General features: G+C 73.1%; 22 protein-coding genes. 9 read left to right on the plus strand and 13 right to left on the minus strand.

Features of this window, described 5'->3' with window-relative positions; all coding sequences use genetic code 11:
* The first annotated feature begins 207 nt into the window (after positions 1-207).
* Positions 208-807, plus strand: a complete 600-nt coding sequence (locus ACSBPG_RS12265; RefSeq protein WP_435537453.1) for a TetR/AcrR family transcriptional regulator — start codon at positions 208-210, stop codon at positions 805-807.
* A gap of 10 nt (positions 808-817) precedes the next feature.
* On the opposite strand, the gene ACSBPG_RS12270 is transcribed toward ACSBPG_RS12265, so the two are convergent.
* The 7 genes from ACSBPG_RS12270 to ACSBPG_RS12300 form a co-directional block, all read right to left on the minus strand.
* Entirely contained in the window at positions 818-1,792 is a 975-nt protein-coding gene (locus ACSBPG_RS12270; protein ID WP_435537454.1) for a branched-chain amino acid ABC transporter permease, read from the minus strand.
* Between the two features lie 3 nt (positions 1,793-1,795).
* A complete protein-coding gene (locus ACSBPG_RS12275; protein WP_435537455.1) occupies positions 1,796-2,683 on the minus strand; it encodes a branched-chain amino acid ABC transporter permease in 888 nt (295 codons plus the stop codon).
* 35 nt (positions 2,684-2,718) lie between these two features.
* Complete coding sequence (locus ACSBPG_RS12280; protein WP_435537456.1) at positions 2,719-3,474, minus strand: ABC transporter ATP-binding protein; 756 nt, start codon at positions 3,472-3,474, stop codon at positions 2,719-2,721.
* Positions 3,467-4,228, minus strand: a complete 762-nt coding sequence (locus ACSBPG_RS12285; protein ID WP_435537457.1) for an ABC transporter ATP-binding protein — start codon at positions 4,226-4,228, stop codon at positions 3,467-3,469. Before ACSBPG_RS12285 ends, ACSBPG_RS12280 begins: the two co-directional genes overlap by 8 nt.
* A 71-nt stretch (positions 4,229-4,299) precedes the next feature.
* Positions 4,300-5,517, minus strand: a complete 1,218-nt coding sequence (locus ACSBPG_RS12290; RefSeq protein ID WP_435537458.1) for an ABC transporter substrate-binding protein — start codon at positions 5,515-5,517, stop codon at positions 4,300-4,302.
* Positions 5,518-5,569: 52 nt separating this feature from the next.
* Complete coding sequence (locus tag ACSBPG_RS12295) at positions 5,570-6,349, minus strand: 3-hydroxybutyrate dehydrogenase (RefSeq protein ID WP_435537459.1); 780 nt, start codon at positions 6,347-6,349, stop codon at positions 5,570-5,572.
* A 75-nt stretch (positions 6,350-6,424) separates the two neighbouring features.
* A complete protein-coding gene (locus ACSBPG_RS12300) occupies positions 6,425-7,336 on the minus strand; it encodes a 3-hydroxyacyl-CoA dehydrogenase family protein (RefSeq protein WP_435537460.1) in 912 nt (303 codons plus the stop codon).
* A 287-nt stretch (positions 7,337-7,623) separates the two neighbouring features.
* On the opposite strand from ACSBPG_RS12300, the gene ACSBPG_RS12305 reads away from it, so the two are divergent.
* The 6 genes from ACSBPG_RS12305 to ACSBPG_RS12330 all read left to right on the plus strand — a co-directional run bounded on the left by ACSBPG_RS12305 (position 7,624) and on the right by ACSBPG_RS12330 (position 14,898).
* Complete coding sequence (locus ACSBPG_RS12305; protein WP_435537461.1) at positions 7,624-9,048, plus strand: sigma-54 interaction domain-containing protein; 1,425 nt, start codon at positions 7,624-7,626, stop codon at positions 9,046-9,048.
* A gap of 126 nt (positions 9,049-9,174) precedes the next feature.
* Positions 9,175-9,417 carry a hypothetical protein gene (locus tag ACSBPG_RS12310; protein ID WP_435537462.1) on the plus strand — a complete coding sequence of 81 codons (243 nt, stop codon included), beginning with the start codon at positions 9,175-9,177 and terminating at the stop codon, positions 9,415-9,417.
* 212 nt (positions 9,418-9,629) lie between these two features.
* The gene (locus ACSBPG_RS12315) at positions 9,630-11,066 is read left to right on the plus strand and encodes a CRISPR-associated endonuclease Cas3'' (protein ID WP_435537463.1); all 1,437 of its coding nucleotides are present in this window, start codon (positions 9,630-9,632) and stop codon (positions 11,064-11,066) included.
* A gap of 325 nt (positions 11,067-11,391) precedes the next feature.
* A complete protein-coding gene (locus ACSBPG_RS12320) occupies positions 11,392-12,780 on the plus strand; it encodes an ethanolamine ammonia-lyase subunit EutB (protein ID WP_435537464.1) in 1,389 nt (462 codons plus the stop codon).
* Complete coding sequence (gene eutC / locus ACSBPG_RS12325; protein WP_435537465.1) at positions 12,777-13,508, plus strand: ethanolamine ammonia-lyase subunit EutC; 732 nt, start codon at positions 12,777-12,779, stop codon at positions 13,506-13,508. The genes ACSBPG_RS12320 and eutC overlap by 4 nt, the downstream gene beginning before the upstream one ends.
* 166 nt (positions 13,509-13,674) lie before the next feature.
* Positions 13,675-14,898, plus strand: a complete 1,224-nt coding sequence (locus ACSBPG_RS12330) for an iron-containing alcohol dehydrogenase (RefSeq protein WP_435537466.1) — start codon at positions 13,675-13,677, stop codon at positions 14,896-14,898.
* A 7-nt stretch (positions 14,899-14,905) separates the two neighbouring features.
* Here ACSBPG_RS12330 and ACSBPG_RS12335 read toward each other — a convergent pair whose 3' ends face one another.
* The 4 genes from ACSBPG_RS12335 to ACSBPG_RS12350 form a co-directional block, all read right to left on the minus strand.
* The gene (locus tag ACSBPG_RS12335; RefSeq protein ID WP_435537467.1) at positions 14,906-18,145 is read right to left on the minus strand and encodes a bifunctional diguanylate cyclase/phosphodiesterase; all 3,240 of its coding nucleotides are present in this window, start codon (positions 18,143-18,145) and stop codon (positions 14,906-14,908) included.
* Positions 18,146-18,329: 184 nt separating this feature from the next.
* Positions 18,330-19,940, minus strand: a complete 1,611-nt coding sequence (locus tag ACSBPG_RS12340; RefSeq protein ID WP_435537468.1) for a PEP/pyruvate-binding domain-containing protein — start codon at positions 19,938-19,940, stop codon at positions 18,330-18,332.
* A gap of 25 nt (positions 19,941-19,965) precedes the next feature.
* Positions 19,966-21,906 (minus strand): DUF47 domain-containing protein, encoded by a 1,941-nt coding sequence (locus ACSBPG_RS12345; protein WP_435537469.1) that lies wholly within the window; start codon positions 21,904-21,906, stop codon positions 19,966-19,968.
* Between the two features lie 91 nt (positions 21,907-21,997).
* Entirely contained in the window at positions 21,998-23,170 is a 1,173-nt protein-coding gene (locus ACSBPG_RS12350; RefSeq protein WP_435537470.1) for an aminotransferase class V-fold PLP-dependent enzyme, read from the minus strand.
* 75 nt (positions 23,171-23,245) lie between these two features.
* Between ACSBPG_RS12350 and ACSBPG_RS12355 the strand changes: the two genes are divergently transcribed.
* Positions 23,246-23,686, plus strand: coding sequence for a YccF domain-containing protein (locus tag ACSBPG_RS12355; RefSeq protein ID WP_435537471.1), 441 nt, complete (start codon positions 23,246-23,248; stop codon positions 23,684-23,686).
* 130 nt (positions 23,687-23,816) lie between these two features.
* Here the strand turns inward: ACSBPG_RS12355 and ACSBPG_RS12360 are convergent, their stop codons facing one another.
* The gene (locus ACSBPG_RS12360; protein ID WP_435537472.1) at positions 23,817-24,254 is read right to left on the minus strand and encodes a CBS domain-containing protein; all 438 of its coding nucleotides are present in this window, start codon (positions 24,252-24,254) and stop codon (positions 23,817-23,819) included.
* 455 nt (positions 24,255-24,709) lie between these two features.
* Between ACSBPG_RS12360 and ACSBPG_RS12365 the strand changes: the two genes are divergently transcribed.
* Positions 24,710-25,066 (plus strand): hypothetical protein, encoded by a 357-nt coding sequence (locus ACSBPG_RS12365; protein ID WP_435537473.1) that lies wholly within the window; start codon positions 24,710-24,712, stop codon positions 25,064-25,066.
* Positions 25,067-25,095: 29 nt separating this feature from the next.
* On the opposite strand, the gene ACSBPG_RS12370 is transcribed toward ACSBPG_RS12365, so the two are convergent.
* Positions 25,096-26,292, minus strand: coding sequence for an acetate/propionate family kinase (locus tag ACSBPG_RS12370; RefSeq protein ID WP_435537474.1), 1,197 nt, complete (start codon positions 26,290-26,292; stop codon positions 25,096-25,098).
* Between the last annotated feature and the right edge of the window lies 1 nt (position 26,293).

Consider the following 26,293-nt stretch of genomic DNA (forward strand, 5'->3'; position numbering starts at 1 on the left):
TTCCAGGTCGCCGACTACGGCCTCGTCGCCGACCTCTTCAAGGCGGTGCCGGAGCTCACCGACGCCCTGGGCTGAGGTGGTCGTGTCGGTCCCCCCTCCCGGCCTCCCCCCACTGCGCGGGGGGAGGAGAAAGCCCTCCCCCGCGCAGTGGGGGAGGGTTGGGTGGGGGACCGACGCGACCACGCCGCCCCTCGAGGAGACCCCGCCATGACCGCCCAAGACACCGCCGGCGAGGCCAGGGCCAAGACGCGCGAGGCGTGGCTCGGCGCCGCCTTCGCGGCGCTCGCCGAAGGCGGCGTCGAGCGGGTGCGGGTGGAGGTGCTGGCGAAGGGGCTGCACGTCACCAAGGGCAGCTTCTACTGGCACTTCCGCGACCGTCCGGCGCTGCTGGCGGCGCTGCTCGATGCCTGGGCGGAGCGGCGCATCGCCACCATCAAGACGCAGACCCGTCTCGACGGCGCCGACCCGGCGGAGCGCCTGCGCGCGCTGCTCTCGCTCTATCTCGACCGCGGCAACCCCCGCGGCATGGCGATCGAGCTGGCGGTGCGCGACTGGGCCCGCCACGACACCCGGGCGGCGGCGACCGTCGCCGCCGTCGACCGCGAGCGGCTGGCCTGCGTGTCGGAGCTGTTCGCCGCGCTCGGCCTCTCCCCGGCGGAGGCCTACGCCCGGGCCCATCTCTTCTACGCCTTCGTCTTCGGCGACAGCCTGCTGCGCCACGACCAGGCCGCCGCCCCGTTCGACGCGCCCCGCGACCTGTGCGCCCGCCTGCTGGTGCCCGACGGCGGGGAAGCCCCGCGGCGGTAGACGGCGCCGGTCAGCGCCGGCGCAGGCGGTGGGCGATCTCGCCGACGATGCCGCGGCGGAAGACGAGGACGCAGACGACGAAGATGACGCCGATGACCACGGGCACCGGCAGGCTGGTGCCGGCGAGATGGCTTTCCAGGGTGACGACGATGCCGGCGCCGACGACCGGGCCGAACAGGGTGCCCATGCCGCCCAGCAGGGTCATCAGCACCACCTCGCCCGACATCTGCCAGGTGACGTCGGTCAGCGAGGCGAGCTGGAACACCAGCGCCTTGGTGGCACCGGCGAGCCCGGCCAGGCCGGCCGACAGCACGAAGGCGAGCAGCTTGTAGCGCTCCGTCCGGTAGCCGAGCGACACCGCCCGCGCCTCGTTCTCGCGGATTGCCTTGAGCACCTGGCCGAACGGCGAGTGCACGGTGCGCCAGATCACTGCGAAGCCGAACAGGAACACCGCCAGCACGGTGTAGTACATGGAGAGCGGCTGGTTCAGGTCGATCACCCCGAACAGGTGGCCGCGCGGCACCGCCTGGATGCCGTCCTCGCCATGGGTGAAGGGCAGCTGCAGGGCGAGGAAGAAGATCATCTGCGCCAGCGCCAGGGTGATCATGGCGAAGTAGATGCCCTGCCGGCGGATCGCCAGCACGCCGAAGGCGGCGCCGAGTGCCGCGGCGCACAGGGTGCCGAGCAGGATGCTGAGCTCCGGCGTCAGGCCCCACACCTTGGCCGCGTGGGCGCTGACGTAGGCGGCCGCCCCGAAGAACGCGGCGTGCCCGAACGACAGCAGGCCGGCGAAGCCGATCAGCAGGTTGAAGGCGCAGGCGAACAGCGCGAAGCACAGCACCTTCATCACGAACACGGGATACAGCACGAACGGCGCCGCGACCGCGGCCAGCAGCCCGATGCCGAGCAGCACGGCCCGCCAGGTCGCATCGACGGCCGACGCACCGGCCGCGAACCGCGAGGGAGAGACTTGGGTGTCGGTCATGGGTCAGCGCTCCCGTCCGAAGAGGCCGGCGGGCTTGAGGAGGAGGACGATCGCCATGACGATGAACACCACGATGTTGGAGGCTTCGGGGTAGAAGACCTTGGTCAGCCCCTCGAGCAGGCCGAGCCCCAGGCCGGTGACGATGGCGCCGAGGATCGAGCCCATGCCACCGATCACCACCACGGCGAAGACGACGACGATGAGGTTGGAGCCCATCAGCGGGTTGACCGAGTAGATCGGCGCCGCCAGCACGCCGGCGAAGCCGGCCAGCGCCACGCCGAAGCCGTAGGTCAGGGTGACCATGGCCGGCACGTTGATGCCGAAGGCCTGCACCAGCACCGGGTTCTCGGTGGCGGCGCGCAGATAGGCGCCGAGCCGCGTGCGCTCGATGGCGAACCAGGTGCCGAAGCAGACCACCAGCGCCGCGACGACGATCCAGCCGCGGTAGTTCGGCAGGAACATGAAGCCCAGGTTCTGCCCGCCCTGGAACGCCGGCGGGATCGGATAGGGCTGGCCCGACACGCCGTACTGGTGGCGGAAGGCGCCTTCCAGGATCAGCGCCAAGCCGAAGGTCAGCAGCAGGCCGTAGAGATGGTCGAGCTTGTAGAGGCGCGACAGCATGGTCTTTTCCAGCGCCACGCCGAGCAGGCCGACCGCCAGCGGCGCCAACCCCAGCGCCCACCAGTAGCCGAGCCCGAAGGTGGTCAGCAGCAGCCAGGCGACGAAGGCGCCGACCATGTAGAGCGCGCCGTGGGCGAAGTTGATGACGTTCAGCATGCCGAAGATGACCGCCAGGCCCAGGCTCAGCAGCGCGTAGAACGAGCCGTTGATCAGCCCCAGCAGCAATTGCCCGAACAGGGCCTGCGATGGAATTCCGAACAGTGTGGCCATGGAGCCGCGTTTCCCTTTCCGCTGTCGTCCGGCCCTCAGACCCCGAGATAGCCGTGCAGCTTGTCCATGTTGCGGGCGAGCTGGTCGTTGGCGATCATGTCGACGACGCGGCCTTCCTCCATGACGTAGTGCCGGTCGGCGATGGTCGCGGCGAAGCGGAAGTTCTGCTCGACCAGCACGATGGTGAACCCGCGCTGCTTCAAGGTGCGCACGGCGACGCCGATCTGCTCGATGATGACCGGCGCCAGGCCCTCGGTCGGCTCGTCCAGCAGGATCAGGTCGGCGCCGGTGCGCAGGATGCGGGCGATCGCCAGCATCTGCTGCTCGCCCCCCGACAGCCGCGTGCCCGGCGTGGCGCCCCGCTCGCGCAGGTTGGGGAACAGCGCGTGGATCTGCGCCACCGTCATGCCGCCGGGCTTGACCACCGGCGGCAGGGTCAGGTTCTCCTCCACCGACAGGCTGGAGAAGATGCCGCGCTCCTCCGGCACGTAGCCGATGCCGAGGCGCGGCACCCGGTGCGGCGCCAGGCCGATGAGCTCCCGGCCGCGCAGGCGGATCGAGCCGGTGCGCTTGCCGACGATGCCCATGACCGCGCGCATCGTCGTCGTCTTGCCGGCGCCGTTGCGGCCCAGCAGGGTCACCACCTCGCCCTGCCGGACCTCCAGACCCACCCCGTGCAGCACGTGGCTCTCGCCGTAGAAGGCGTGCAGGTCGCGGATCTCCAGCATCGCCGACCCGGCGCCGCCGGCGGCCCCCCCGGTGGCGACATCCGTCACGGCGCCGTCACGCATGCCCCACCTCGCCGCTGCCCATGTACGCCTCCATGACCTCGCGGTTGCGCGACACCTGCGCGTACGGCCCCTCCGCCAGGATCTCGCCGCGGCGCAGCACGGTGATGGTGTCGGAGAGGTCGGCGACGACCGACAGGTTGTGCTCGACCATGACCACCGTGCGCTCGGCGGCGACGCGGCGGATGAGGGCGGCGGTGCGCTCGATGTCCTCGTGGCCCATCCCCGCCAGCGGCTCGTCGAGCAGCATCACCTCGGGGTCGAGCGCCAGGGTGGTGGCGATCTCCAGCGCCCGCTTGCGGCCGTAGGGCAGCTCGGCGGCGACGTGGCCGGCCCAGGGCCCGAGGTTGACCGCCTCGATCAGCTCCAGCGCCCGGCCGTGCAGGTCGTGCAGGCTCGCCTCCGGCTTCCAGAAATGGAAGCTGGTGCCGCGCGGGCGCTGCAGCGCCACGCGCACGTTCTCCAGCACCGAGAGGTGCGGGAAGACGGCGGAGATCTGGAACGAGCGCACCAGCCCGAGCAGGGCCACGTCGGCCGGCTTCATGGCGGTGATGTCGCGCCCCTTGTAGAGGATGCGCCCGCGCGTCGGCGTCAGGAACTTGCTGAGCAGGTTGAACACCGTGCTCTTGCCCGCTCCGTTGGGCCCGATCAGCGCGTGGATGGTGCCGCGGCGGACCCGCAGGTCCACCTCCTTCACCGCGACGAAGCCCTTGAACTCCTTCGTCAGCCCGCGGGCTTCCAGGATCGTGTCGTCCATGGTCGTGATGTCCGTTCCGGTGATCCGGGGCGGTCGGGCGGGGCGCCGGTCCCCGCCCGCCACGTCGCCCGTCACTTCACGAGGGCGCAGCCGCTGTGCTTCTCGGCGATGTACGCCTGGTCGCCGGGGATCGTCTTGACGACGCTGGCGTAGTCCCAGGCGTACTTGGACTGGTCCGGCGCCTTCACCTGCAGCAGGTACATGTTGTTGAAGACGCGGCCGTTGGCGCCGATGCGGACGTCCTTCATCATCATGTCGTTGACGGGCGTCTTGCGCATCTGGGCGGCGACCTTGTCGGGATCGTCGGTGCCGGCGGCCTTCACGGCCTCCAGGTAGTGCTTGACCGAGGAGTAGACGCCGGCCTGGTTCATCGACGGCTTGCGGCCGGTGCGCTCCTCGAACCGCTTCGACCAGGCGCGGGTGTCGTCGTTCATGTCCCAGTAGAAGGAGTTGGCGAACATCAGGCCCTGCGCCGTCGGCAGCCCCAGCGCGTGGATGTCGTTGATGTTCAGCAGCAGACCGGCCAGCGTCTGGCCGCCCTGGGGCAGGCCGAACTCGGCCGACTGCTTGATGGCGTTGATGGTGTCGCCGCCGGCGTTGGCGAAGCCGACGACCTGCGCGCCCGACGCCTGCGCCTGCAGGAGGAAGGACGAGAAGTCGGCGGTCGCCAGGGGGTGGCGCACGCTGCCGGCGACGGTGCCGCCGAGCTGCTTCACGGTGGTGGCCGCCTCGGCCTCCAGCGAATGGCCGAAGGCGTAGTCGGCGGTGATGAAGTACCAGCTCTTCTTGCCCTGCTCGACCAGCGCGCGGGCGGTGGCGCTGGCGACCGCGTGGTTGTCCCAGGTCCAGTGGAAGCCGTAGGGGCTGCACGTCGAGCCGGTCAGGTCGGGCGAGCCGGGGCCGGACATCAGGAAGATGCGCTTCTTGTCCCGCGTGATCTCCTGGACGGCCAGCGCGGCGGCCGAGTTCGGCACGTCGGCGACGACGTCGACCTTCTCGGTGTCGATCCACTGCCGGGCCAGGCTGGCGGCGATGTCCGCCTTGTTCTGGTGGTCGCCGACGATGATCTCGACCTTCGTGCCGTTGATGGCGTTGCCGAACTCCTCGGCGGCCAGGCGCGCGGCGATGGCGGAGCCCTCGCCGTTGATGTCGGCGTAGATGCCGGAGCGGTCCGACAGCATGCCGATCTTGATCACGTCGTCCGACATCTGGGCCTGGGCGCTGCGGGACAGGGCGGCGCCGGACACCAGGGCGGCGACGGCGGCCCCGGCGAGCAGGATGATGCGCATGTTTCACTCCCGGTGTTGTGGTTTCTGGTGGTTGGGGGACGGCACCGGCGGCTCAGTGCGTCGTGTAGCCGCCGTCCACGGGGATGGCGGTGCCGGTGATCGATCCCGCCTCCTCGGAGCACAGGAAGGCGATGGCGGCGGCGACCTCGTCGGGCGTCACCAGCCGGGCGAGCGGCATCTTCTCCAGGAACACGGCCTTGAGCACCCGCTCCTCGGGCAGGCCGGTGACCTGCGCCTGCTGGGCGATCTGCCGCTCGATGATGGGGGTCATGACCGTGCCCGGGCACACCGCGTTGCAGGTGATGCCGTGTTCGGCGACCTCGATCGCCACCGACTTGGTCAGCCCGACCAGGCCGTGCTTGGCGGCGACGTAGGCCGGCTTGTGCGGCGCCCCGACCAGGCCCAGCACCGACGAGGTGTTGACGATGCGGCCCCATTTCCGCTCGATCATGGCCGGCACGGCCGCCTTGATGGTGTGGAAGGCGGCCGACAGGTTTACCGCCAGCACGAGGTCCCACTTCTCCTCGGGGAAATCGTGCAGGGCGGCCACGTGCTGCACCCCGGCGTTGTTGACCAGGATGTCGACCGGCCCCAGGGTCGCGGCCGCCTCGGCCATCAGGGCGCGCGCCCCTTCGGGCCGGCTGAGGTCGGCGTCGGAATAGACGATCCTGGTGCCGCCGGCGGCGGCGATGTCGGCGCACGCCCGGTCGATCTCGGCCCGCTCGCCGAGGCCGTTGAGCATGACGTCGCAGCCGCGGACGGCGAGGGCGCGGGCGGTCGCCAGACCGATGCCGCTGGTGGAGCCGGTGACGACGGCGGTTCGGTTCCGCATCTGTGGTCTCTCTCTCCTCGTGGGACCCGCGCGGAACGCCGCGGGCCGGTGGAAACGGGGGCGGCACGCCGCCGGTCAGGTGCGCATGCCCTCGTCGAGGCGCCGCAGGTGGTCCGCCAGGCGGCGGTGGATCTCGTCCCGCTGCCCCTCGCTCCAGGTCCGGAAGCCGGCGCCGCTCTTCATGCCGAGACGGCCCGAGGCGACGAGGTCGCGGAGCAGCGGCGACGGGCCGGGCGTGCGGTCGAGGTCGGGCAGCACATACTCCTGCACCGCCAGGGTCAGGTCGGTGCCGACGAGGTCGGCGTTCTCCAGCGGCCCCAGCACGGCGAGGCGCCGCCCGAAGCTGGTCTTGACGACGGTGTCGACGGTCTCGGCGTCGCACACGCCGTCGGCGACGAGGGCGATCGCCTCGCGCCACAGCGCGTGCTGCAGGCGGTTGCCGATGAAGCCGGGGACATCCTTGCGGACGTGCACCGGCATCTTGCCGATCGCCGTCAGGAGGCCGATCATCGCGGCGACCGCCGAGCCGTCGGTGGCCGGCGCCTGGACGACCTCGACGAGCGGGATCAGGTGGGGCGGGTTCCACCAGTGGGTGCCCAGCGCCCGCGACGGGTTGCGCAGCGGCGCCATGATCCGCCCGATCGGGATCGCCGAGGTGTTGCTCGCCAGCAGGGCATGGGGCGGGGCCACGGACTCGACCGCCACGAAGATGCGGCGCTTGAGCTCGAGATCCTCGGGCACCGCCTCGATGACCACGTCGGCGTCGGCGGCCGCGTCGTCGAGCGTCACGCAAGGCCGGATGCGGTCCGCCGCCGCAGGATCCAGCCCGAGCGCGTCGAGGTTGGCGCGGACCCGGTCGGCGACCGCGGCGCGGCGGCCGGGGTCGGGCTCGTGGATGTCGACGCGGTGGCCGGCGACGGCGAAGGCCTGCGCGATCCCGTGCCCCATGAGCCCGGCGCCGATGATACCGATTCGTTGCTGTGCCATGCCCGGCACCGTCTCCCCTTGCGGCATGCGGGCGCCGCCCGACCGATTGTCCGTTGTGCCCGCGTTCTGTCTGACCCATCATCAGCAAGGCGCGTGCCACATGCGAAAACCGCGCAATCGCAGGCGTTTGCCGGCGACGGCGGGAGCGCCGGCGGGGAGAGTGTCCCGGATCCCGAACAGTCCGCCGCCGCCGACCGCGCAAAGTCCCGTGAATCCGCGCTGTCGCCGTGTCCTGATTTCTGACAGATAATGTCCGGGATCTTGACGGGACGCGGGAGGGCGGGACCATGCCGACGGAAGGGAACGATGCGTTCGCCGCGGCGCGCGCGCTGATGGTGATGATCGACGAGATGATCGACGGCGCCATCCTGGTCGACAAGGAGGCGCGGATCATCTGGTCCAACGACAAGCACGTCTGGTTCAACGACAAGCGGATGGCGCTGCTGGGGCTGCGCTCCTCGGCCGACCTGGTCGGCCATCCGGTCGAACGGATCATCCCGCACAGCCGGATGCGCGAGGTGGTGGAGACCGGGCGCTCGCTGCCGCTCGACATCATGCGCTACGGCGAGCACACCTTGCTGGTGAGCCGGCTGCCCCTGCGCGACGAGCGGGGCGAGGTGATCGGCGCCATCGCCTTCGCGCTCAAGAACAGCCTCGCCCATCTCCGCCCGATCGCCGAGCGCTTCGCCAAGCTGCAGTCGCGCCTGGAGCGGATGGAGCGCGAGGTGGCCGCCAGCCGGACGTCGAAATACACCGCGGAGAACCTGGTCGGCTTCGGCCCGGCGATGCGCCAGGTGAAGCGGCTGGTGCGCAAGGCCGGCCAGATCGCCTCGCCGGTGCTGCTGTCGGGCGAGACGGGAACGGGCAAGGAGCTGGTGGCGCACGCCGTGCACGCGGCGTCGGACCGGGTCGACCGCCCCTTCGTCGGCATCAACGTCGCGGCCGTGCCGGAGACCCTGCTGGAGGCCGAGTTCTTCGGCGTGGCGCCGGGGGCGTACACCGGCGCCGGGCGGCAGCCGCGGCCGGGCAAGTTCCAGCTCGCGCACGGCGGCACGCTGTTCCTCGACGAGATCGGCGACATGCCGCTGGCGCTCCAGGCCAAGCTGCTGCGCGCCCTGCAGGAGCGCGAGGTGGAACCGCTCGGCTCCAACGAGGTGGTCAAGGTCGACGTCCGCATCGTCGCCGCCACCAGCCGGCCCCTGCCGGAGATGGTCCGCGCCGGCACGTTCCGCTCCGACCTCTACTACCGGCTCAACGTCTTTCCCATCCATCTCCCGGCGCTGCGGGAGCGCAAGGAGGACCTGGAGATCCTCGCCTCGTTCTTTTCCGAGCGCGTGGCGGCGAGCCTCGACCAGCCGATGCGCGACCTCACGCCGTCGGCCCTCGACGTCCTGCGCGGCCACGACTGGCCCGGCAACGTCCGCGAGCTGGCCAACGTCGTCGAGCAGGTGTACGTGCGCACGGACGGCGAGCGCATCGAGGCCGGCGACTTCGCCGACATCCTCCCCGACATCGCCCGCCGCCCGGCGCCGGCGGAGAAGGCACGTCCGCTGGCCGAGGCGATGGACGCGCTGGAGCGCTCGCTCATCCTCGACGCCCTCGCCGCGGCCGACGGCAACAAGCTGGAGGCCGCCCGGGCGCTCGGCCTGTCGCGCACCAACCTCTACGCCAAGCTGCACAAGCACGCCATCGCCGTCGGCGATCGCCCATGAGCGCCCTGCTCCGCCGGGACGTCCGATGAACGCCGTGCCGAGGGCTTCGCGCCTTCACAGGCGGTGCCTCCGCCTCCACATTCGATCCGTGCGCAGCGCAATCGTCACCGACGCGGGGGGAGCGACATGAGCGACGAGCCGGAAAATCTCGTTCTGGTCCACCTGCGCCGGATCGATCAGCGACAGGAACCCATGGAAGGCCTGATGATCGAGATGCTGTCGCGCCTCAACGATCAAGGTCGCATGATCGCTGGCCTTCGGCGGGATCAGGCTGGGGATGCGGAAACCGTGGTTCACTTGCAAGCCCAGATGGACCGCCTGCGTGAGCAGATCGACCGCATCAACCGACGCCTCGACCTCGCCGACTGACCGCCGCGCACGCCGCCGCTGTCCGCGTCGGTGCGTCGTGTCGCCGCCGTCCACCGGTGCCGGGGGCGTCGGGACACCGAGGGGGCGGCCCGCCCCGGGCCCACCATTGGGAAAGCGCGTCATACGGGTGGATGGCGCCAGCTTTACATCCGATCCGTTGTGCTGCAACATCATCGGCACCGCTTCGTTTGTTCTGACGAGGGTCCGCTGCCGTGGCTGCCTCCCCGCTCTACGCCCATTCCGCACCCGGCCGCGACGAAGGCGCCTGGGAGCCGCTGAGCGATCATCTGCGGGCGGTGGGCGACCGGGCCGCCGGCTTCGCGGCGCGCGTCGGCTGCCCGGAGACGGTGCGGGCCATGGGGCGGCTGCACGATCTCGGCAAAGCCCTGCCGGCCTTCCAGGCCTATATCCGCGGCAAGGGCACCAGCCCCGACCACTCCACCGCCGGCGCCGCCCTGGCCATGGCACTCTATGGCCATCCCCTGGGCAAGCTGCTGGCGTTCGGCATCGCCGGCCACCACGCCGGCCTCGCCAACGGCAGCCGGGCCGGTGCGGGCGCTACGCCCCTCAAGGAGCGGCTGAAGGGATGCGCGCCGCCACGCCCGCCGGCCGGCATCGATCTGCCGCCCGCCGACGCGGTGCTGGCCGAACTGGGAGCACGCCGCCGCGATCCCGACGCAGCGCCGCTCGCTGCGTCCCTGCTCGGCCGGATGCTGTTCTCCTGCCTGGTCGACGCCGACTTCCTGGAGACCGAGCGCTACTATCTCGGACTCGACGGCCAGACGCCCGACCGCGGCAGTGTCGTCGGGCTGGCGGAGGTGCGGGATCGGCTGGCTGCGCACATGACCGAAAAGGCTGACAAGCTCGAAAAGCCCCTCAGCCCGGTCAACGCGTTGCGCGGCCGCGTCCTCGACACGGTGATGGAACGGGCGGCGCTGCCGCCGGGCCTGTTCTCGCTGACCGTGCCGACCGGCGGCGGCAAGACCCTGGCGTCGCTGGCCTTCGCATTGGAGCACGCGCACCACCATCCCGGCTTCCGCCGGGTCATCCACGTCATTCCCTTCACCTCCATCGTCGAGCAGACGGCCGACGTGTTCCGCGAGGCGCTGGGCGACGACGACGCGGTGCTGGAACACCACAGCGCCTACGATCCCGGCGCGGCGGCCAAGGGGACGGGACGCGACGACGAGGACCGCGACGGCGGCCGCAAGATCCGCCAGGCCGCGGAGAACTGGGACCGCCCGGTGGTGGTGACGACCGCCGTCCAGTTCTTCGAGAGCCTGTTCGCGGCGCGCCCGTCGCGCTGCCGCAAGCTCCACAACATCGCCGGCTCGGTCATCGTGCTGGACGAGGCGCAGACCCTGCCCCTGCCCTTCCTGCGCCCCTGCCTGGAGGCGCTGCGCACGCTGGCCGCCGACTACCGCGCTATCTCGTCGCCCTCCGTGCGAGGGCGTGGATCGAAACGATGCACCGCGGACCGGAGCGACGCACCGGCGAGGTCGCCCTCCGTGCGAGGCGTGGATCGAAACGCTTGGTCGCCACCCACGTCAACGAACCGACCACGTCGCCCTCCGTGCGAGGACGTGGATCGAAACGCCATCAGCTCGGCGAGGGTCAGGTCCGTGCTGGTCGCCCTCCGTGCGGCGTAGATCGAAACCGAGAAGCACCGGGCCTCGGTCCGGGAAGTGGAGCGTCGCCCTCCGTGCGAGGGCGTGGATCGAAACGTCACCAACGGCTACCTGATCGGCGGCGGTGCCTGGGTCGCCCTCCGCGTGAGGGCGTGGATCGAAACGTTGCCATCACCCACGACGACGCCGTCGCGGAGGCGTCACCCTCCGCGCCGGGCCGCGGATCGCCACCCCCGGCCCCGGCGGCGGCGCGCTCCGAAGGCACCCCGCCCGCCACCGCTCATCCGGCTTTGGCGCCGTGCCGCGATGCGGTAGGCTGGCGGGTCCGCGCAGCCCGGGGAGTGTCATGCACGCCACCACCGTCGGCCACACCCGCCACGTCTTTGCCGACCTCAAGGCCCTGCTCGCCGCCGCCACGCCGTTCCGCTCCGGCGACGCGCTGGCCGGGGTGGCGGCGGCGAGCGACGAGCAGCGGGTCGCCGCCCGGAGGGTCCTCGCCGACCTGCCGCTCGCCGCGTTCCTCAACGAGGCGGTGGTGCCCTACGAGACGGACGAGGTCACCCGCCTCATCGTCGACACCCACGACCGGGCGGCCTTCGCGCCGGTCGCCGCCCTCACCGTCGGCGGCCTGCGCGACTGGCTGCTGTCCGACGCCGCCGACGGCGCGGCGCTGGCGGCGCTGGCGCCGGGGCTGACGCCGGAGATGGCGGCCGCCGTGTCGAAGCTGATGCGCAACCAGGACCTCATCGCCGTGGCCCGCAAGATCCGCGTCGTCTCCGCCTTCCGCGACACGCTGGGCCTGCCCGGCCGGCTGGCCGTGCGCATCCAGCCCAACCACCCCACCGACGACCCGCGCGGCATCGCCGCCTCGATCCTCGACGGGCTGGTGATGGGCTGCGGCGACGCCGTCATCGGCATCAACCCGGCCACCGACAGCATCCCCGCGGCGATGGCGCTGCTGACCCTGATCGACGAGGTGCGCCGGCGCTACGCCATCCCCACCCAGTCCTGCGTGCTGACCCACGTCACCAACACGCTCGCCTGCATCGAGCGCGGCGCCCCCGTCGACCTCGTCTTCCAGTCGATCGCCGGCACCGAGGCCGCCAACCGCGCCTTCGGCGTCGACCTCGCGGTGCTGAAGGAGGGGCGCGACGCCGCCCTGTCGCTCGGCCGCCACACGGTGGGCGACAACGTCATGTACTTCGAGACCGGCCAGGGCTCGGCGCTGTCGGCCGACGCCCACCACGGCGTCGACCAGCAGACCTGCGAGGCCCGCGCCTACGCCGTCGCCCGCGCCTTCAAGCCGCTGCTGGTCAACACGGTGGTCGGCTTCATCGGCCCGGAATACCTCTACGACGGCAAGCAGATCGCCCGCGCCGGGCTGGAGGACCATTTCTGCGGCAAGCTGCTCGGCCTGCCCATGGGGGTGGACGTCTGCTACACCAACCACGCCGAGGCCGACCAGGACGACATGGACGGCCTGCTCACCCTGCTGGGGGTCGCCGGCGTCAACTTCGTCATGGGCGTGCCGGGGGCCGACGACGTCATGCTGAACTACCAGAGCACCTCCTACCACGACGCCCTCTACCTGCGCAGCGCGCTGGGCCTGCGGCCGGCGCCGGAGTTCGAGTCCTGGCTCGACGGCATGGGCCTGCTCGGCGACGACGGCCGGGTGCGCGAGCTGCCGGCGCCGCGGCTCCGGGCCCTGCTCGCCGGCGCGGACACCGCCGCATGACCGCCCCGGCGAACGACCCCTGGGCGCGCCTGCGCGCCGCCACCCGCGCCCGCATCGGCCTGGGCCGCAGCGGCGACGGGCTGCCGACGACGGCGCTGCTCGATTTCCAGCTCGCCCACGCCCGCGCCCGCGACGCCGTCCACACCCCCTTCGACCCCGCCGCGGTGACCGCCGGCCTGGACGGGCTCGCCGCCGTCGAGGTGCGCAGCGCCGCCCCCGACCGCGCCACCTACCTGCAGCGCCCCGACCTCGGCCGGCGGCTGGCGCCGGAGAGTGCGGCGGCGCTGGCCGCGGGGGCGTACGACGTCGCCTTCGTGATCGGCGACGGGCTGTCGGCGACCGCGGTGCACGCCCACGCCGCCCCCATGCTGAAGACGGTGCTGGCCCGCCTCGCCGGCTGGCGCGTGGCGCCGGTGGTGCTGGCCCACCAGGCGCGGGTGGCGCTCGGCGACGCCGTCGGCCAGCGCCTCGGCGCCGCCCTGGTGGCGGTGCTGATCGGCGAGCGGCCGGGGCTCAGCGCCGCCGACAGCCTCGGCGTCTATCTCACCTGGGAGCCGCGGCCCGGCCGCAGCGACGCCGAGCGCAACTGCATCTCCAACATCCACCCGCCCGACGGCCTGGACTACGACACCGCCGCCGACACGCTGGTCCGCCTGATGACCGAGGCGCGGCGGCGCCGGCTGACCGGTGTCGGGCTGAAGGACGAGGGGGCGGCGTTGCCGCCCTGAACGAAGAGGGGGCGGCGTTGCCGCCCTGGCCCACACCGTCGCGGCGGTCCCCCACCCAACCCTCCCCCACTGCGCGGGGGAGGGCTTTTCTCCTCCCCCCGCGCAGTGGGGGGAGGGCGGGAGGGGGGACCGCCGCGTCCACTCCCCTGTCCCCTTGCGAGCCGCCATGCCCCCCATCGCCCCCTTCGCCATCGCCCGCCTGCCGCGCATCGTCTTCGGCGCGGGCAGCGTCGCCGGCCTGCCCGACGAGATCGCCGCCCTGGGCGGGCGGGCGCTGCTGGTCACCGGCGGCGCCTCGTTCCGCGCCTCGCCGCGCTGGCAGGCCCTGCTCGACGGGCTGGCGGCACGCGGCGTCGCCTGGAGCGCCACCGCCATCGCCGGCGAGCCGTCGCCGGAGCAGGTGGACGCGGCGGTGGCGGCCCACCGCGGCGACGGGATCGCCGTGGTGGTCGGCATCGGCGGCGGCTCGGTGCTCGACTTCGCCAAGGCGCTGGCCGGGCTGCTGGTGCCCGGCAACTCGGTGCTCGACCACCTGGAGGGGGTCGGGCGCGGCGTCCCCTACACCGGCCCCGCCCTGCCCTTCGTCGCCGTGCCGACCACCGCCGGCACCGGCAGCGAGGCGACCAAGAACGCCGTGCTCAGCCGCCACGGCCCGGCCGGCTTCAAGAAGTCGTTCCGCGACGACGCGCTGGTCGCCCGGGTGGCGGTGGTCGACCCCGACCTGCTGGCGACCTGCCCGCCCGGCCAGCTCGCCGCCAACGGCATGGACGCCTTCACCCAGCTCCTGGAATCGCTGGTCTCCACCCGCGCCAACCCGCTGACCGAGGCGCTCGCCTGGTCGGGCCTGGAGGCCTTCGCCGCCGGCTTCTTCCCGGCCCTGGAGGGCAGCGCCGAGGGCCGCGGCCGGCTCGCCTACGCGGCGCTGCTGTCGGGGATCTGCCTGGCGCAGACCGGCCTCGGCTCGGTGCACGGGCTGGCCTCGCCGCTCGGCGCCTTCTTCCCGATCCCCCACGGGGTGGTGTGCGGCACCCTGGTCGCCGAGGCCACCGCCGTCAACCTCGCCGCCCTGCGCGAGCGCCGCCCCGACGGGCCGGCCCTGCCCCGCTACGCGCGCGCCGGCCGCCTGCTAGCCGGGCCGACCGCCGCCGGCATGGACGACACGGCGGCGCCGACCGCCGCCGCCATGGACGACACGGCGGCGCAGGACGCGCTGGTGGCCGTGCTGCGCGGCTGGCAGGAACGGCTCGCCCTGCCCCGCCTGGCGGCCTACGGGGTCGCCGAGGCCGACGTCGGCCGCATCGTCGCCGACAGCCGCGGCTCGTCGATGACGACCAACCCGGTGGTGCTGGAGGACGCCGAGATCGCCGCCATCGTGCGGCGGCGCCTGTAGCGCGCCGTCAGGCGTCGAGCCGCTCCTCGCCGGGGCGCGCCGCGAACGCGGCGAACTCGGCGAAGGGCATGGGGCGGCCGACGAGGAAGCCCTGGACCTGCTCGCACCCCATGGCGGCGAGGGCGTCGAACTGCTCGGCCGTCTCCACCCCCTCGGCCAGCGTCTCCATGCCGAGCGACCGCGCCATGCTGACGATGGCGGCGACGATCACCCCGCCGTCGGGGCCGGTGCACAGGCCGTCGACGAAGCTGCGGTCGATCTTCAGCTTGTCCGCGTGGAAGCGCCGGAGGTAGCCGAGCGACGAGTAGCCCGTGCCGAAATCGTCGATGGCCAGCGCCACCCCCATCTCGCGCAGGCGCGCCAGGGTGTCGGTCACCGTCCCGGACTCCTCCATCAGCATGGACTCGGTGACCTCCAGCTCCAGCCGCTCGGCCGGCAGCCCGTGGCGGCCCAGCGTGTCGGCCACCCGCTGCCACAGGCCGGGCCGGCGCAGCTGCACCACCGACAGGTTGACGGCCATGCGGAACGCCCCGTCCGACCCATCGGGCGGCGGCAGGGCGGCGGCGCGGCGGCACGCCTCGTCGAGCACCCAGTCGCCGAGCGCCAGGATCAGCCCGGTCTCCTCGGCGATGGGAATGAACTGGGAGGGCGGGATCAGGCGGCCGTCGGGCTCGCGCCAGCGCACCAGCGCCTCGCAGCCCACCAGGCGGCGGCCGTCGATGCGGATCTGCGGCTGGTAATGCAGCTCCATCTCGCCGTTCTCGATGGCGCGGCGCAGGTTGTTCTCCAGCCACAGCCGGTCCGACGCCCGGCGGTTGAGGTCGGCCGTGAAGAACCGGTAGGTGGCGCGGCCCGAGTCCTTGGCGGCGTACATCGCCATGTCCGCGCTTTTGAGCAGCGCGTCGACGGTGGCGCCGTCGTCGGGCGAGACGGCGATGCCGATGGAGGGCGTCACCCGCAGCTCGTGCCCGGCGACCCGGCAGGGCTCCGACAGGGCGTGCAGCAGCTTGCGGGCGACCCCGCCGGCGGCCTCGGGCACCTCGAGGTCGCACAGCAGGATCACGAACTCGTCGCCGCCCTGGCGGCTGACGGTGTCGCTCGTCCGCACCGCCCGGCTCAGGCGTGCGGCCATCTCGCGCAGCAGGGCGTCGCCGACGGCGTGGCCGAGGGAATCGTTGACCGTCTTGAAGCGGTCGAGGTCGACCACCAGCACGCCCACCCTGTGCCCGCTGCGCTGCGCCGCCGCCAGCGCCCGCTCCAGCCGGTCGCGCAGCAGGACGCGGTTGGGCAGCTCGGTCAGGATGTCGTACTGGGCGAGGCGGCGGATGCGCTCCTCCTGGGCCCGCGATTCGCTGAGATCGGTGAAGGCGGCGATGTAGTTCACCACGCCGCCGCTCCCGTCGCGCACCGCCTGGATGCTCAGCCACTCCGGGTAGACCTCGCCGGACTTGCGGCGGTTCCAGATCTCGCCGGTCCACTGGCCGTCGTCCAGCAGGGCGCGCCACAGGGCGGCGTAGAACTCGGGGTCGTGGCGGCCGGACGCCAGGATCTTCGGATCCCGGCCGAGCGCCTCGCCGCGGGCGAAGCCGGTGATGCGCACGAAGGCGTCGTTCACCGCCACCATGCGGGCCTCGGCGTCGGTGACCATCATGCCCTCGACGGCGTGGTCGAACACCTTGGCGGCCAGGCCCATCTCCCATTCGGCGCGGCGCCGCTCGGTGACGTCGCGGGCGATGGCGCAGAAATGGTCGTGGCCGTCGTAGACGAGGCGGCTGGCGGTGACCTCGAGCTGCAGGATGCGCCCGTCCGGCCGGCGGTATTCGGTGTCGTAGCGGGCGCCCTCGCCGTCGCCGACGCCCTTGAGCAGCACCGAGGGGCGGCCGACGAGGTCGTCCAGCGGCGCGCCCAGGGCGGCGCAGCCGAAGGGATTGACGGAGGTGACGCGGCGCTCCGCATCGGCCAGGACGACGATCTCCGAGACGTGGTCGAGGAAGAAGTTGGCGAGGTGAAGCTGGCGCGCGCGCTCGCGCAGCATGGTGTCGCTCTCGGCCGCGCGGGTGCGATAGCCGCCGACCAGCCGGCGGATCCACCGGGTGACCAGCCACGAGGTGGCGCTGGAGCCGGCCAGCGCTAGCAGCAGCACCCCGACCGTGGTGGCGATGCGCAGCTCGACGCCCTCGCGCAGCTCGCGGCGCTGGTCGGCCAGGTCGGCCTCGAGATCGTCGAGATAGACCCCGGCGACGAGGATCCAGCCCCACGCGTCGGGGGCGGAGACGTAGGAGAGCTTGGGCGCCATGCGCCCGGTGGCCGGCCGCCGCCAGTCGTAGCGCAGGATGCCGCCGCCCGCGTTGCCCTGCTCGACCAGCCGCTCCATCAGCCGGCGCTCCTCGGCGGACGGCAGGGCCGCCGCCAGCCGGCCCTCGGAGTCCGGCGTCATCGGCGACACCAGCACCATGCCGTCCGACCGCAGGACGGCGATGTAGCCGTCCGAGCCGAAGCGCAGCGCCCGCATCCGGGCGAGGGCCTCCTCCTGCAGCCGCTGCTCGACGAGATCGAGATATTCGCCGGCGCCGATCAGCCAGTCGTAGGGCTCGAAGCGGCGGGCGTAGGCGATCTTCTCCATCATGCGTCCGTCGCCGCCCGGCACGTACCAGCGGTAGCGCGCGAAGCCGCGGTGCCCGGGCCCCTCCACGGCGCGGATGAGGTCGCGCATGATGAAGGTCCCGGCGTCGTCCCGGTTGTCGAGCAGCGACGTGCCCTCCAGCTCGGGATTGATGGGCAGCAGGACGCAGATGCCCTGGAGGTCGTCGACGAAGAAATAGCCGCGCCCGTCGAAGAACCGCAGGGGCCGCAGCGTCTCGCGGATCATGTCCTGGACCTCCGCCGGCGGGCGGCGGCCGCTTTCGCGCTCGTGGACGGCGGTGGCGATGGCGTGGGCGAGGTCGACCTGGGCGCGGATCGCGTCCTTGAGCACCACCTCGGTGCGCGAGCGCATGAAGGCGAGATAGTCGCGCGCGTTCTCCACCTGCTGGACCAGCACCGTGCGCTGCGCCTCGATGTAGCGCGCCTCGGCGAGCGCCCGGCCGGCCTGGAAGTCGGCGACGTGCTGGTACACCAGGAACAGGCCGAGACCGAGCACGAGGAGCGCCGAGAGGATGAGGGACGCGACGAACTGCAGCCGGTACAGCCGTGTCTCGGCGGAACGATGGGAGTCGTCCAACGGCGTCTCGACGGCGGGTTGCGGCAACGGCATCTCCCGATGGCGGAGGTCGAGACCCCTCTTGCGGACGGCAAGGAGAATCCCGCAACCGCGCAGACGATGCAAGCGGCGGCGCTCGACGGCGTGCCGGGCCGCGGCGCGGCGGACCCGGACGGGCCGTCCGGCGGCGTCCGCACCGGCCGGGGCGCGGCGAAACGCCGCAGCCGCGCCGTCAGCCGCGGTCGCCGCGCCGCCAGGCGGCGACGACCGTCCGCTCGGCGTCCGGCCGCTCGCGCACGAGGGACACCGCGCCGGCGCGGACGGTGCCGCCGTCGGCGTCGAGGGTCAGCACGTCCCCTTCGGCGAAGCGGCGGCCCCACAGGGTGCAGGTCCGCGCCTCCCCGTCGACGGACAGCCCCTCGCAGCCGACGAGGCACACCTTGTCGAGCTGGCGGGCGATCACGGCGGCGTGCGAGGTGCGCCCACCGACCGCCGTGAGCACGCCGGCCGCCGCGGCGATGCCGGCGATGTCGGCGGTGGCGATGTCGGGACGCACGAGGATGGCCGGGCGCCCCTGGGCGGCGAACTCCCGCGCCGCCCGCGCGTCGAAGGCGATCGGCCCGACGGCGACGCCGATCCCGGCCGGCACCGCCCGGCCGAGGCACAGCCCGTCGTCGGCGCCGACCAGGCGGACGCGCTCCAGCCGGTCGAGGTCGATGCCGTCGAGCAGGCGCAGCCCTTCCCCGGGCGTCAGCCGGCCCGCGCCGACGAGATCGACGGCGATGCGCAGGGCGGCCCAGGGCGTGCGCTTGCCGGTGCGCGTCTGCAGCAGGTGGAGGCGGCCCTCCTCCACCGTGAACTCGAACTCCTGCATGTCGCGCATCTCGGCCTCCAGCACGCGGCGCACGCGGGCCAGCTCGGCCGCCACCTCGGGCAGGACCGCCGCCAGGTCGGAGTCGCGCACCGCGCTGCGGCCGGAGACCACGTCCTCGCCCTGGGCGTTGAACAGGAAGTCCATGTAGAGCCGGTCCTCCCCCGTGGCCGGGTCGCGGGTGAAGGCGACGCCCGAGCCCGAGGTGCCGCCGGCGTTGCCGAACACCATGGCCTGCACGGTGACCGCCGTGCCGGCGCGATCGTCGAGCCCGTGCAGGCGGCGGTAGGCCACCGCCTTCTCCGCCGTCCACGAGCGGAACACGGCGGTGATCGCCTGCATCAGCTGGCGGTGCGGATCCTGGGGAAAGGCATGGCCGACCCGCTCGCGGTAGACGGCGAGCGCGTCGCCGGCGAGCGCCGCCAGAGCCTGCCCGTCCAGCTCGGCCGGGGTGTCCACGCCGTCGCGCCGCACCGCCCGGTCCAGCAGGGCGGCGAAGGGCTCGTGCGGACAGCCGTGCACCACCTCGGCGAAGGTGCGGACGAGGCGGGCGTAGCTGTCCCACACCAGGCGCGGGTTGCCGGTGAGGCGCAGCAGGCCGCCCAGGGTCGTCTCGCACAGGCCGACGTTGAGCACGGTCTCCAGCATGCCCGGCATGGACACCGCGGCGCCCGAGCGGACCGACACCAGCAGCGGCCGGCGCGGGCTGCCGAAGCCGCGCCCGCTCGCCTCCTCCAGCCGCCGCACGTGGCCGGCGACGCGCGCCTCCAGCTCCGCCTCGTCGACCGCGCCGGCGAGGACGGCGCGGCAGTAGCCGGTGCCGAGCACGAAGCCCGGCGGCACCGGCAGCCGGAGCGCCGCCATGCGCATCAGGTTGTAGGCCTTGAAGCCGACCTCCTGCGGCGTCGGCGGCGGGCCCTGGCCGGGCACTCCGAAGTCCCAGATCTGCAGCGGGCGGTCCGAAGCGGACATGGTGTCCCTCCCGATGTGCGGCGGCTCAGGCCTTCATCACGTCGCCGAGGACGTGGTCGCGCAGGATCAGGGCCGCCCGCATCAGCGCGTCGGCGGCCTCCTCCAGGGTGCGGGCGGTCTCGGTGAACAGGTGGAGCTGGCGGAAGTCGGCGGCGTCCCTCAGCAGCCCGGCCTTGACCCGCCGGTGGACGTCGTCGGTCCGGCGCTCCAGCGTGACGATGCGGTCCACGGCCTCCAGGAAGTCGGTCAGGTCCTCGCGGGCGCCGCCACGGCGGACGTGGCGCGCCGCCTCCACGGCCTTGACGTACTCCTGCGCCGCGTCGACCAGCAGCCCCGCCAGTTCCTGCTGCACCGGGCACAGGGCGGCGGCCGGTCCCACCTCGGGCAGCAGCGTGAGGAGGAAGGCCGTCTCCTCGAGCCCGTCGATGGCGTCGTCGGCGTTCTCCAGGAGCGGGCGGAAGGCGCCGTGGCCGCGGCCGCGCTCGAGCAGGGCCCGGGTCTGGGTGACGCAGCGGTCGGCCCGGCTCTCCCACGTCTTGGCCCGCCGCGCCAGCCGTACGGCCACCGTCCCGGCCGGGTCGTGGGGCGCCCGCAGCAGGGCGTCGCGCACCGCCTGGGCGCACTCGACGATCAGGGCGGCGTGCTCGGCCACCAGCCCGACCAGCCCCTCCTCGACCGACTTGAAGCAGGTGATCAGCTCGGCCGTCACCTCCTCGCGGATCAGCGCCTCGGAGCGGCCGCGCAGCAGCCCCTCGGCGCAGATGCGCAGGACGAACTTCAGGAACTCCACGGCGCGCGCCTCGCCGACCATCCCCGCCAGGGTCTCGCCGTACTGCAGCGGCGTGTCGGCGGCGGCGGTGATGGCGTCGTACAGCAGGCGCTCGCCGCCCATCTCCAGAAAGCCGCGGTGGCCGACGTCGTTCTCGGCGGCCCACGCCAGCACGGCCACCGCCGCCTTCTTGCCGACGAACGGGCGCAGGCGCTTGCGGGCGCGATTCCAGTCGATGAGGAACACCAGCCGCGACGCCAGGAAGGCGAGATAGCTCTCCAGCCCGTCGCGGTCGGCGGCGCGGTGGGTTCCCACCGTCAGGTGGAACAGCCCCTGGTCCTCCAGCCCCTCGGCCCGGCGGGTGCGGGCGTCGTCCCAGGCGACGGCGAAGCGGCCGAGCAGGGACTGCAGGAACAGCAGGCGCTCGAGGTGCACGTCGGTGTAGGTGACGGTGACCGCGAGGTCCTCGACGTGGACGACCAGGACGTGGGCGTCGGTGGTGCCGATGTCGTTCTGCAGGATGAGCCGGCCGCCGCTGCGCGTCGCCGTGGTGCCGAGCCCGGGATGGTCGAACTTGAGGGCGCCCGTCCGGTGCAGGCCGCGCATGAAGGCGCGCACCAGAGGCTCGTCGTCGGGCAGCAGCCCGTAGACGCTGGCGCCGTCGACGTCGCCGCCGGCGATGCGCGTCTGCAGCGCGTTCAGCGCCTTGTGCAGGTCCATCACGAGGAGGTGCAGGCTGTCGCCGTGCGCCCGGTCGGTGGAGGCGATGGCCGGCACGTAGCCGGCGTCGAGGGTGTCGCCGCGGGGTGCCGGCAGCGCCGCCAGCAGGCGCTCGCAGCGCTGGCGCAGGGCCGCGGCGTCGGCCGTTCCGGCGCGCTCCAGCGGCGCCAGCATGCGCGCCACGTCGGCGACCAGGCGCGCGTGCAGGCCCGCCGCGCCGGGCAGGAGGAAGCCGCCCTCGGCCTGGCGGCACGCGGCGACGACGCCGTCGAGGGTGTCGTCGTCGATGCCGGCGGCGACGCGCTCGGCGGCCAGGGTCGGCGCCTCCGGGTCGGGGCGGGCGGCGTTGGCGACCGCCGTCTGGAACAGGGCGAAGCCGTACTTGGCGCGGTCGTTCGCGGCGAGCGCCTCGTTGAGCATCCCGGGAAGACGCAGCGCGTCCTCGCCGAGGACGTCGATGATGCGTGTCTTTTCCATGGCTGCACCGTCGGCCGGTGGGGAAGCCGCCCGGGCGATCCTACTCCCTGCCGCGACGCCCGGCCGATGACCGTTTCGTGAACCCCGGGCGTCACCCTGTCGCAGGGCGCACCGCCGCCGCCAGCCGCCCGGCGTCGGCGGCGGTGGTGTAGGCCTGGGCCGACAGCCGCACCCACAGCCGGCCGCCGAGCGCCAGGACCGGCACCTCGATTCGGGCCTCCTCCCACAGGCGGCGGCGCAGCGCCGCCGCCGCTTCGGCGGTGGCGGGCGCGTCGCCGGGCAGCGGCACCAGCCGCATCGCCGCGGTCATCGCCTCCGGCACCGGCGCCCGCACGCCCCAGGCCTCCTCCAGCAGGCGGGCGGCGGCCAGCACGCGGGCGCGGTTCTCCGCCATCAGCCGGGCGCCGCCCAGCCGCTCGTGGAAGGCGATGCCGGCCGGGGCCGCCAGCCAGGGCGTCGGGTCGCGGGTGCCCATCCAGTCGAACGCCGCGGTGTAGCCCTGGCCGTAGCCCCACGACACGACCGGCGGGACCAGCCCGTCCTGGCGGTGCGGCGCCGCCCACAGCACGCCGCAGCTGCGCGGCGCGAAGGCCCATTTGTGCAGGTTGGCGGCGTACCAGTCGGCCCCCACCGCCGCGACGTCGAGCGGCACCTGCCCCGGCGCGTGGGCGCCGTCGACCAGCACCGCCACGCCGCGCGCCCGCAGCCGTGCCGCCAGCTCGGCGACCGGAAGCACCTGGGCCGTCTCCGAGACGACGTGGTCGATGACGGCGAGCCGGGTGCGCGGCGTCAGCGCCGCCTCGAGCGCGGCGGCGACCGCCTGCGGACCGGACGGCGCCAGGGGCAGGACCGCCTCGACCACGCGGGCGCCGGGCGCGGCGGCGGCGAAGCGGGCGGCGGTGCGCACCGCACCGTAGGTGGTCGAGGTCACCAGCAGCTCGTCGCCCCGCTCCAGGGCGAAGGAGCGCAGCACCGCGTTGACCGCGGCGGTGGCGTTGTCGACGAACACGAGATCCTCGCCGCGGCCGCCCAGCCAGCCGGCGACGGCGGCCGCGGCGGCCCGCAGCAGGGCCGGATGCTCGTGGGCGAAGAACGGGCCGGGCGCCGCCTCGATGCGCTCGCGCAGCGCCGCCTGGACCTCCAGCACCGCGGCGGGGGTGGCGCCGAAGCCGCCGTGGTTCAGGTAGGCGACGTCCGGCGCGAGGCGCCACAGGCCGCGCGCCGCGGCCTCGCCGCCGGTGAATCCGCTTTCGCCCACGTTCACGCTTCCTCCCGCCCGGCGGGGTCTGGTCCGCGGCCCGCCGCCTCCCCACATGTGGGCGAAACGGGAGAAGAAGCCATGTCCTTGCTGAGCCTGGTGCTGAACATTCTCTGGGTGCTGACCGGCGGCATCTGGATGGCGGTGGGCTGGCTGATCGCCGGCGTCGTCATGATCATCACGATCGTCGGCATTCCCTGGGCCCGCGCCGCCTTCACCATCGCCTGGTACACGCTGCTGCCGTTCGGCCAGCAGGCGGTGCGCCGCGACGCCCACAGCGGGCGCGAGGATATGGGCACCGGCGCGCTCGGCACGCTCGGCAACGTCCTGTGGTTCGTCTTCGCCGGCTGGTGGCTGGCGCTCGGCCACCTCATCACCGCGGTCGGGCTGGCGCTGACCATCATCGGCCTGCCCTTCGCCTGGGCCCACCTGAAGCTGGCCGGCCTCGCCCTGTGGCCGATCGGCATGGACATCGTCCCGGCCGACGAGGCCGAGGCGCGGCGCCGCGCCTTCGGCCGGTAGAGCGGGATCACTCCGGGTGGAATCGCCTGGAGTGTGAATCCCGCTCTCAATTCAAATGGTTAGAGCAAGATCGCTTTTGGCCGGATCGGCCAAAAGCGATCTTGCTCTAGGCGCGGCGCCGGGCGGCGGCTCAGATGACCTCGGTCAGGCTGTCCGCCAGCTCCTTCTCGCGGTCGAGCCGGGCGAGCTCCTCGCCCACGACGTCGCGCACGGACAGGACGCCCACCACCCTGCCGTCCTCGACCACCGGAAGGTGACGCAGCCGGTTGCCGGCCATGCGGCGCAGCGCGTCGCGCACGGTGGTGCCGCGGTCGACGGCGATGGGACAGGGCGTCATCACCGCGGCGAGCGGCGTGGTGTCGGGATCGAGGCCGCCGGCGACCACCCGCGCGGTCAGGTCGCGCTCCGTGAAGATCCCCTCCAGACGGTCGTCGGCGCCCGCCGTGACGACCACCGAGGCGACGTGCGCCGCCGCCATCTGGACGGCGGCCTGGCGGACGGTGGCACCGGGCGGCAGGGTGACGACACGGCGGTTGCCGAGCAGGTCCCCGACATGGCGCTGCATCATGGCGGCTCTCCTCTCCTGGGCGCCGGATCGTCCGCACACGGCCGCCTCCGGCGGCATCCCGAACTGCAAGCGTTCATGCGTCGCGTCCAAGCCCTGGTGCGGCTCCCCTCCGCCGCGCCGACGCGCGGGGCCCGCGAGCGGGCACGGGAAACGGCCGGGACCCCGTCTTGCACGCGGTCCGCGGAGACTGGACACCGTGTCGGACGAGACTAATCCCATCCGGGCGGACGGACGAGCGCGCCGGCGTCGGCCGGCGGGCATGGGGGCCATGCTCGCCCCACATGCGGCCGATCGTCCCGGTCGGGCCCGGCGCGGCCGATGTTGGCATGCCAATTGTGCGGCAGATCGAACGGTTCGCCGCTTCGTTAACGGTTGTTCAACCGGCTGCCGCGGACAGTGGTGGAGGTATGGCTTTTGGTCGGGGTTCCCCTTCCGGCACGCGAGGTCTGGCGCACATGTCGCTCCTATCGATGTTTCGCGGCCGCGGCAAGGCCGCCGCTCCCGGCGCGACGGCGAAGAAGACGAGTGCCGCGGCCCTGCCGCGCATCATCATCGACCGGCACCAGTATCAGCCGGAAGAGTTCGCCCTGGGCTCGTTCCGCATCCGCCCCTACGACGGCGACCTGATCGCCCGCCAGATGTTCGATTTCCGCATCGCCTTCGAGATCGGCGAGGAGAACATCGACTTCCAGTGCCGCGGCATCGTCGTCCGTCTCGACGAGGAGCATGGGCTGGTGGCGCGCTACCAGTCGCCGCAACCCTTCTACCAGCGCAAGCTGCAGACCTTCCTGCAGGGCGGCCGCGGGGTGTAGCGGCCGCCGCCGGCCGGCCGCCGGTCCCCTCAGCCCGCCGTCATCGCCTTCAGGGTGTGGAGCGCGATCATCCGCTCCTCGTCGGTGGGGATCACCCACACCGGCAGCCGGCTTCGCCCGCTGCTGATCCTCGGCCCGTTGGCCGCGTTGGCGGCCTCGTCGATGGCGACTCCGAGCCAGGCCAGCTTCTCGCCGACGCGGGCCCGCACCGGCGCCGAGCGCTCGCCGATGCCGGCGGTGAACACCAGCGCGTCGATGCCGCCCATCGACGCGGCCAGCGCCCCCGTCTCCTTGGCGACGCGGAAGCAGAACAGCTCCACCGCCTCGGCCGCGTGCGGATCCGCGGATTCCAGCAGCACCCGCATGTCGTTGGAGATGCCGGACACGCCGAGCAGCCCCGACCGGTAATAGAGGAGCTGCTCCAGGGCGTCGGCGTCCATCCCCTTCTCGCGCATGAGATAGACCAGCACGCCGGGATCGAGGGCGCCGGTGCGCGTGCCCATGGGCAGCCCGTCGACGGCGGTGAAGCCCATGGTGCTGTCGACGCTGCTGCCGGCGCGGATGGCGCACATGCTGGCGCCGCTGCCGAGATGGCAGACGACGACGCGGGCGTCGGCCAGTTCGGGCGCCACCTGCGGCAGGCGCCGGGCGATGTACTCGTAGGACAGGCCGTGGAAGCCGTAGCGGCGGATGCCGGACTCGGTCATCGCCCGCGGCAGGGCGAAGGTCTGCGCCTGCCATGGCTGGCTGCGGTGGAAGGCGGTGTCGAAGCAGGCCACCTGGGGCAGGTCGGGATACCCCTGCGCCAGCGCCCGGATGGCGGCCAAATTGTGCGGCTGGTGCAGCGGCGCCAGCGGCACCAGCCGTTCCAGCTCCGCCATCACCGCGTCGTCCAGCAGGATCGGCGCGGCGTACGCCGCGCCGCCGTGCACCACCCGGTGCCCGGCGGCCAGCAGCCGAGCACCGTCGAGGTGGTCCTCGATCCATTCCAGCAGGAAGGACAGGAGCGCCGTGCGGTCGGCCGCCTCGCCCGGCACCCAGGCCCGGTCGGCCAGCGGACGCTTGGCCGCGTCCCTGGCCTCGAACCGCGGTTGGGTGCCGATCCCGAAGATCTGGCCGGTGATCGCCGCCGTCAGATCGTCGCCGCTGCCGCGGAACACCGAGAACTTGAGGCTGGAGGAGCCGGCGTTGATCACCAGGATGGCGTGATCCGTCGACATCTGCATG

It is taken from the genome of Azospirillum sp. ST 5-10, from assembly GCF_051225715.1.
Lineage (GTDB): Bacteria > Pseudomonadota > Alphaproteobacteria > Azospirillales > Azospirillaceae > Azospirillum.

Excerpts from the sequence above, each read along its gene's own strand:
- ACSBPG_RS12265 (WP_435537453.1), top strand. The coding sequence starts at position 208 with ATGACCGCCCAAGACACCGCCGGCGAGGCCAGGGCCAAGACGCGCGAG.
- ACSBPG_RS12270 (WP_435537454.1), bottom strand. The coding sequence starts at position 1,792 with ATGACCGACACCCAAGTCTCTCCCTCGCGGTTCGCGGCCGGTGCGTCG.
- ACSBPG_RS12275 (WP_435537455.1), bottom strand. The coding sequence starts at position 2,683 with ATGGCCACACTGTTCGGAATTCCATCGCAGGCCCTGTTCGGGCAATTG.
- ACSBPG_RS12280 (WP_435537456.1), bottom strand. The coding sequence starts at position 3,474 with ATGCGTGACGGCGCCGTGACGGATGTCGCCACCGGGGGGGCCGCCGGC.
- ACSBPG_RS12285 (WP_435537457.1), bottom strand. The coding sequence starts at position 4,228 with ATGGACGACACGATCCTGGAAGCCCGCGGGCTGACGAAGGAGTTCAAG.
- ACSBPG_RS12290 (WP_435537458.1), bottom strand. The coding sequence starts at position 5,517 with ATGCGCATCATCCTGCTCGCCGGGGCCGCCGTCGCCGCCCTGGTGTCC.
- ACSBPG_RS12295 (WP_435537459.1), bottom strand. The coding sequence starts at position 6,349 with ATGCGGAACCGAACCGCCGTCGTCACCGGCTCCACCAGCGGCATCGGT.
- ACSBPG_RS12300 (WP_435537460.1), bottom strand. The coding sequence starts at position 7,336 with ATGGCACAGCAACGAATCGGTATCATCGGCGCCGGGCTCATGGGGCAC.
- ACSBPG_RS12305 (WP_435537461.1), top strand. The coding sequence starts at position 7,624 with ATGCCGACGGAAGGGAACGATGCGTTCGCCGCGGCGCGCGCGCTGATG.
- ACSBPG_RS12310 (WP_435537462.1), top strand. The coding sequence starts at position 9,175 with ATGAGCGACGAGCCGGAAAATCTCGTTCTGGTCCACCTGCGCCGGATC.
- ACSBPG_RS12320 (WP_435537464.1), top strand. The coding sequence starts at position 11,392 with ATGCACGCCACCACCGTCGGCCACACCCGCCACGTCTTTGCCGACCTC.
- eutC (WP_435537465.1), top strand. The coding sequence starts at position 12,777 with ATGACCGCCCCGGCGAACGACCCCTGGGCGCGCCTGCGCGCCGCCACC.
- ACSBPG_RS12330 (WP_435537466.1), top strand. The coding sequence starts at position 13,675 with ATGCCCCCCATCGCCCCCTTCGCCATCGCCCGCCTGCCGCGCATCGTC.
- ACSBPG_RS12340 (WP_435537468.1), bottom strand. The coding sequence starts at position 19,940 with ATGTCCGCTTCGGACCGCCCGCTGCAGATCTGGGACTTCGGAGTGCCC.
- ACSBPG_RS12345 (WP_435537469.1), bottom strand. The coding sequence starts at position 21,906 with ATGGAAAAGACACGCATCATCGACGTCCTCGGCGAGGACGCGCTGCGT.
- ACSBPG_RS12355 (WP_435537471.1), top strand. The coding sequence starts at position 23,246 with ATGTCCTTGCTGAGCCTGGTGCTGAACATTCTCTGGGTGCTGACCGGC.
- ACSBPG_RS12360 (WP_435537472.1), bottom strand. The coding sequence starts at position 24,254 with ATGATGCAGCGCCATGTCGGGGACCTGCTCGGCAACCGCCGTGTCGTC.
- ACSBPG_RS12365 (WP_435537473.1), top strand. The coding sequence starts at position 24,710 with ATGTCGCTCCTATCGATGTTTCGCGGCCGCGGCAAGGCCGCCGCTCCC.
- ACSBPG_RS12370 (WP_435537474.1), bottom strand. The coding sequence starts at position 26,292 with ATGCAGATGTCGACGGATCACGCCATCCTGGTGATCAACGCCGGCTCC.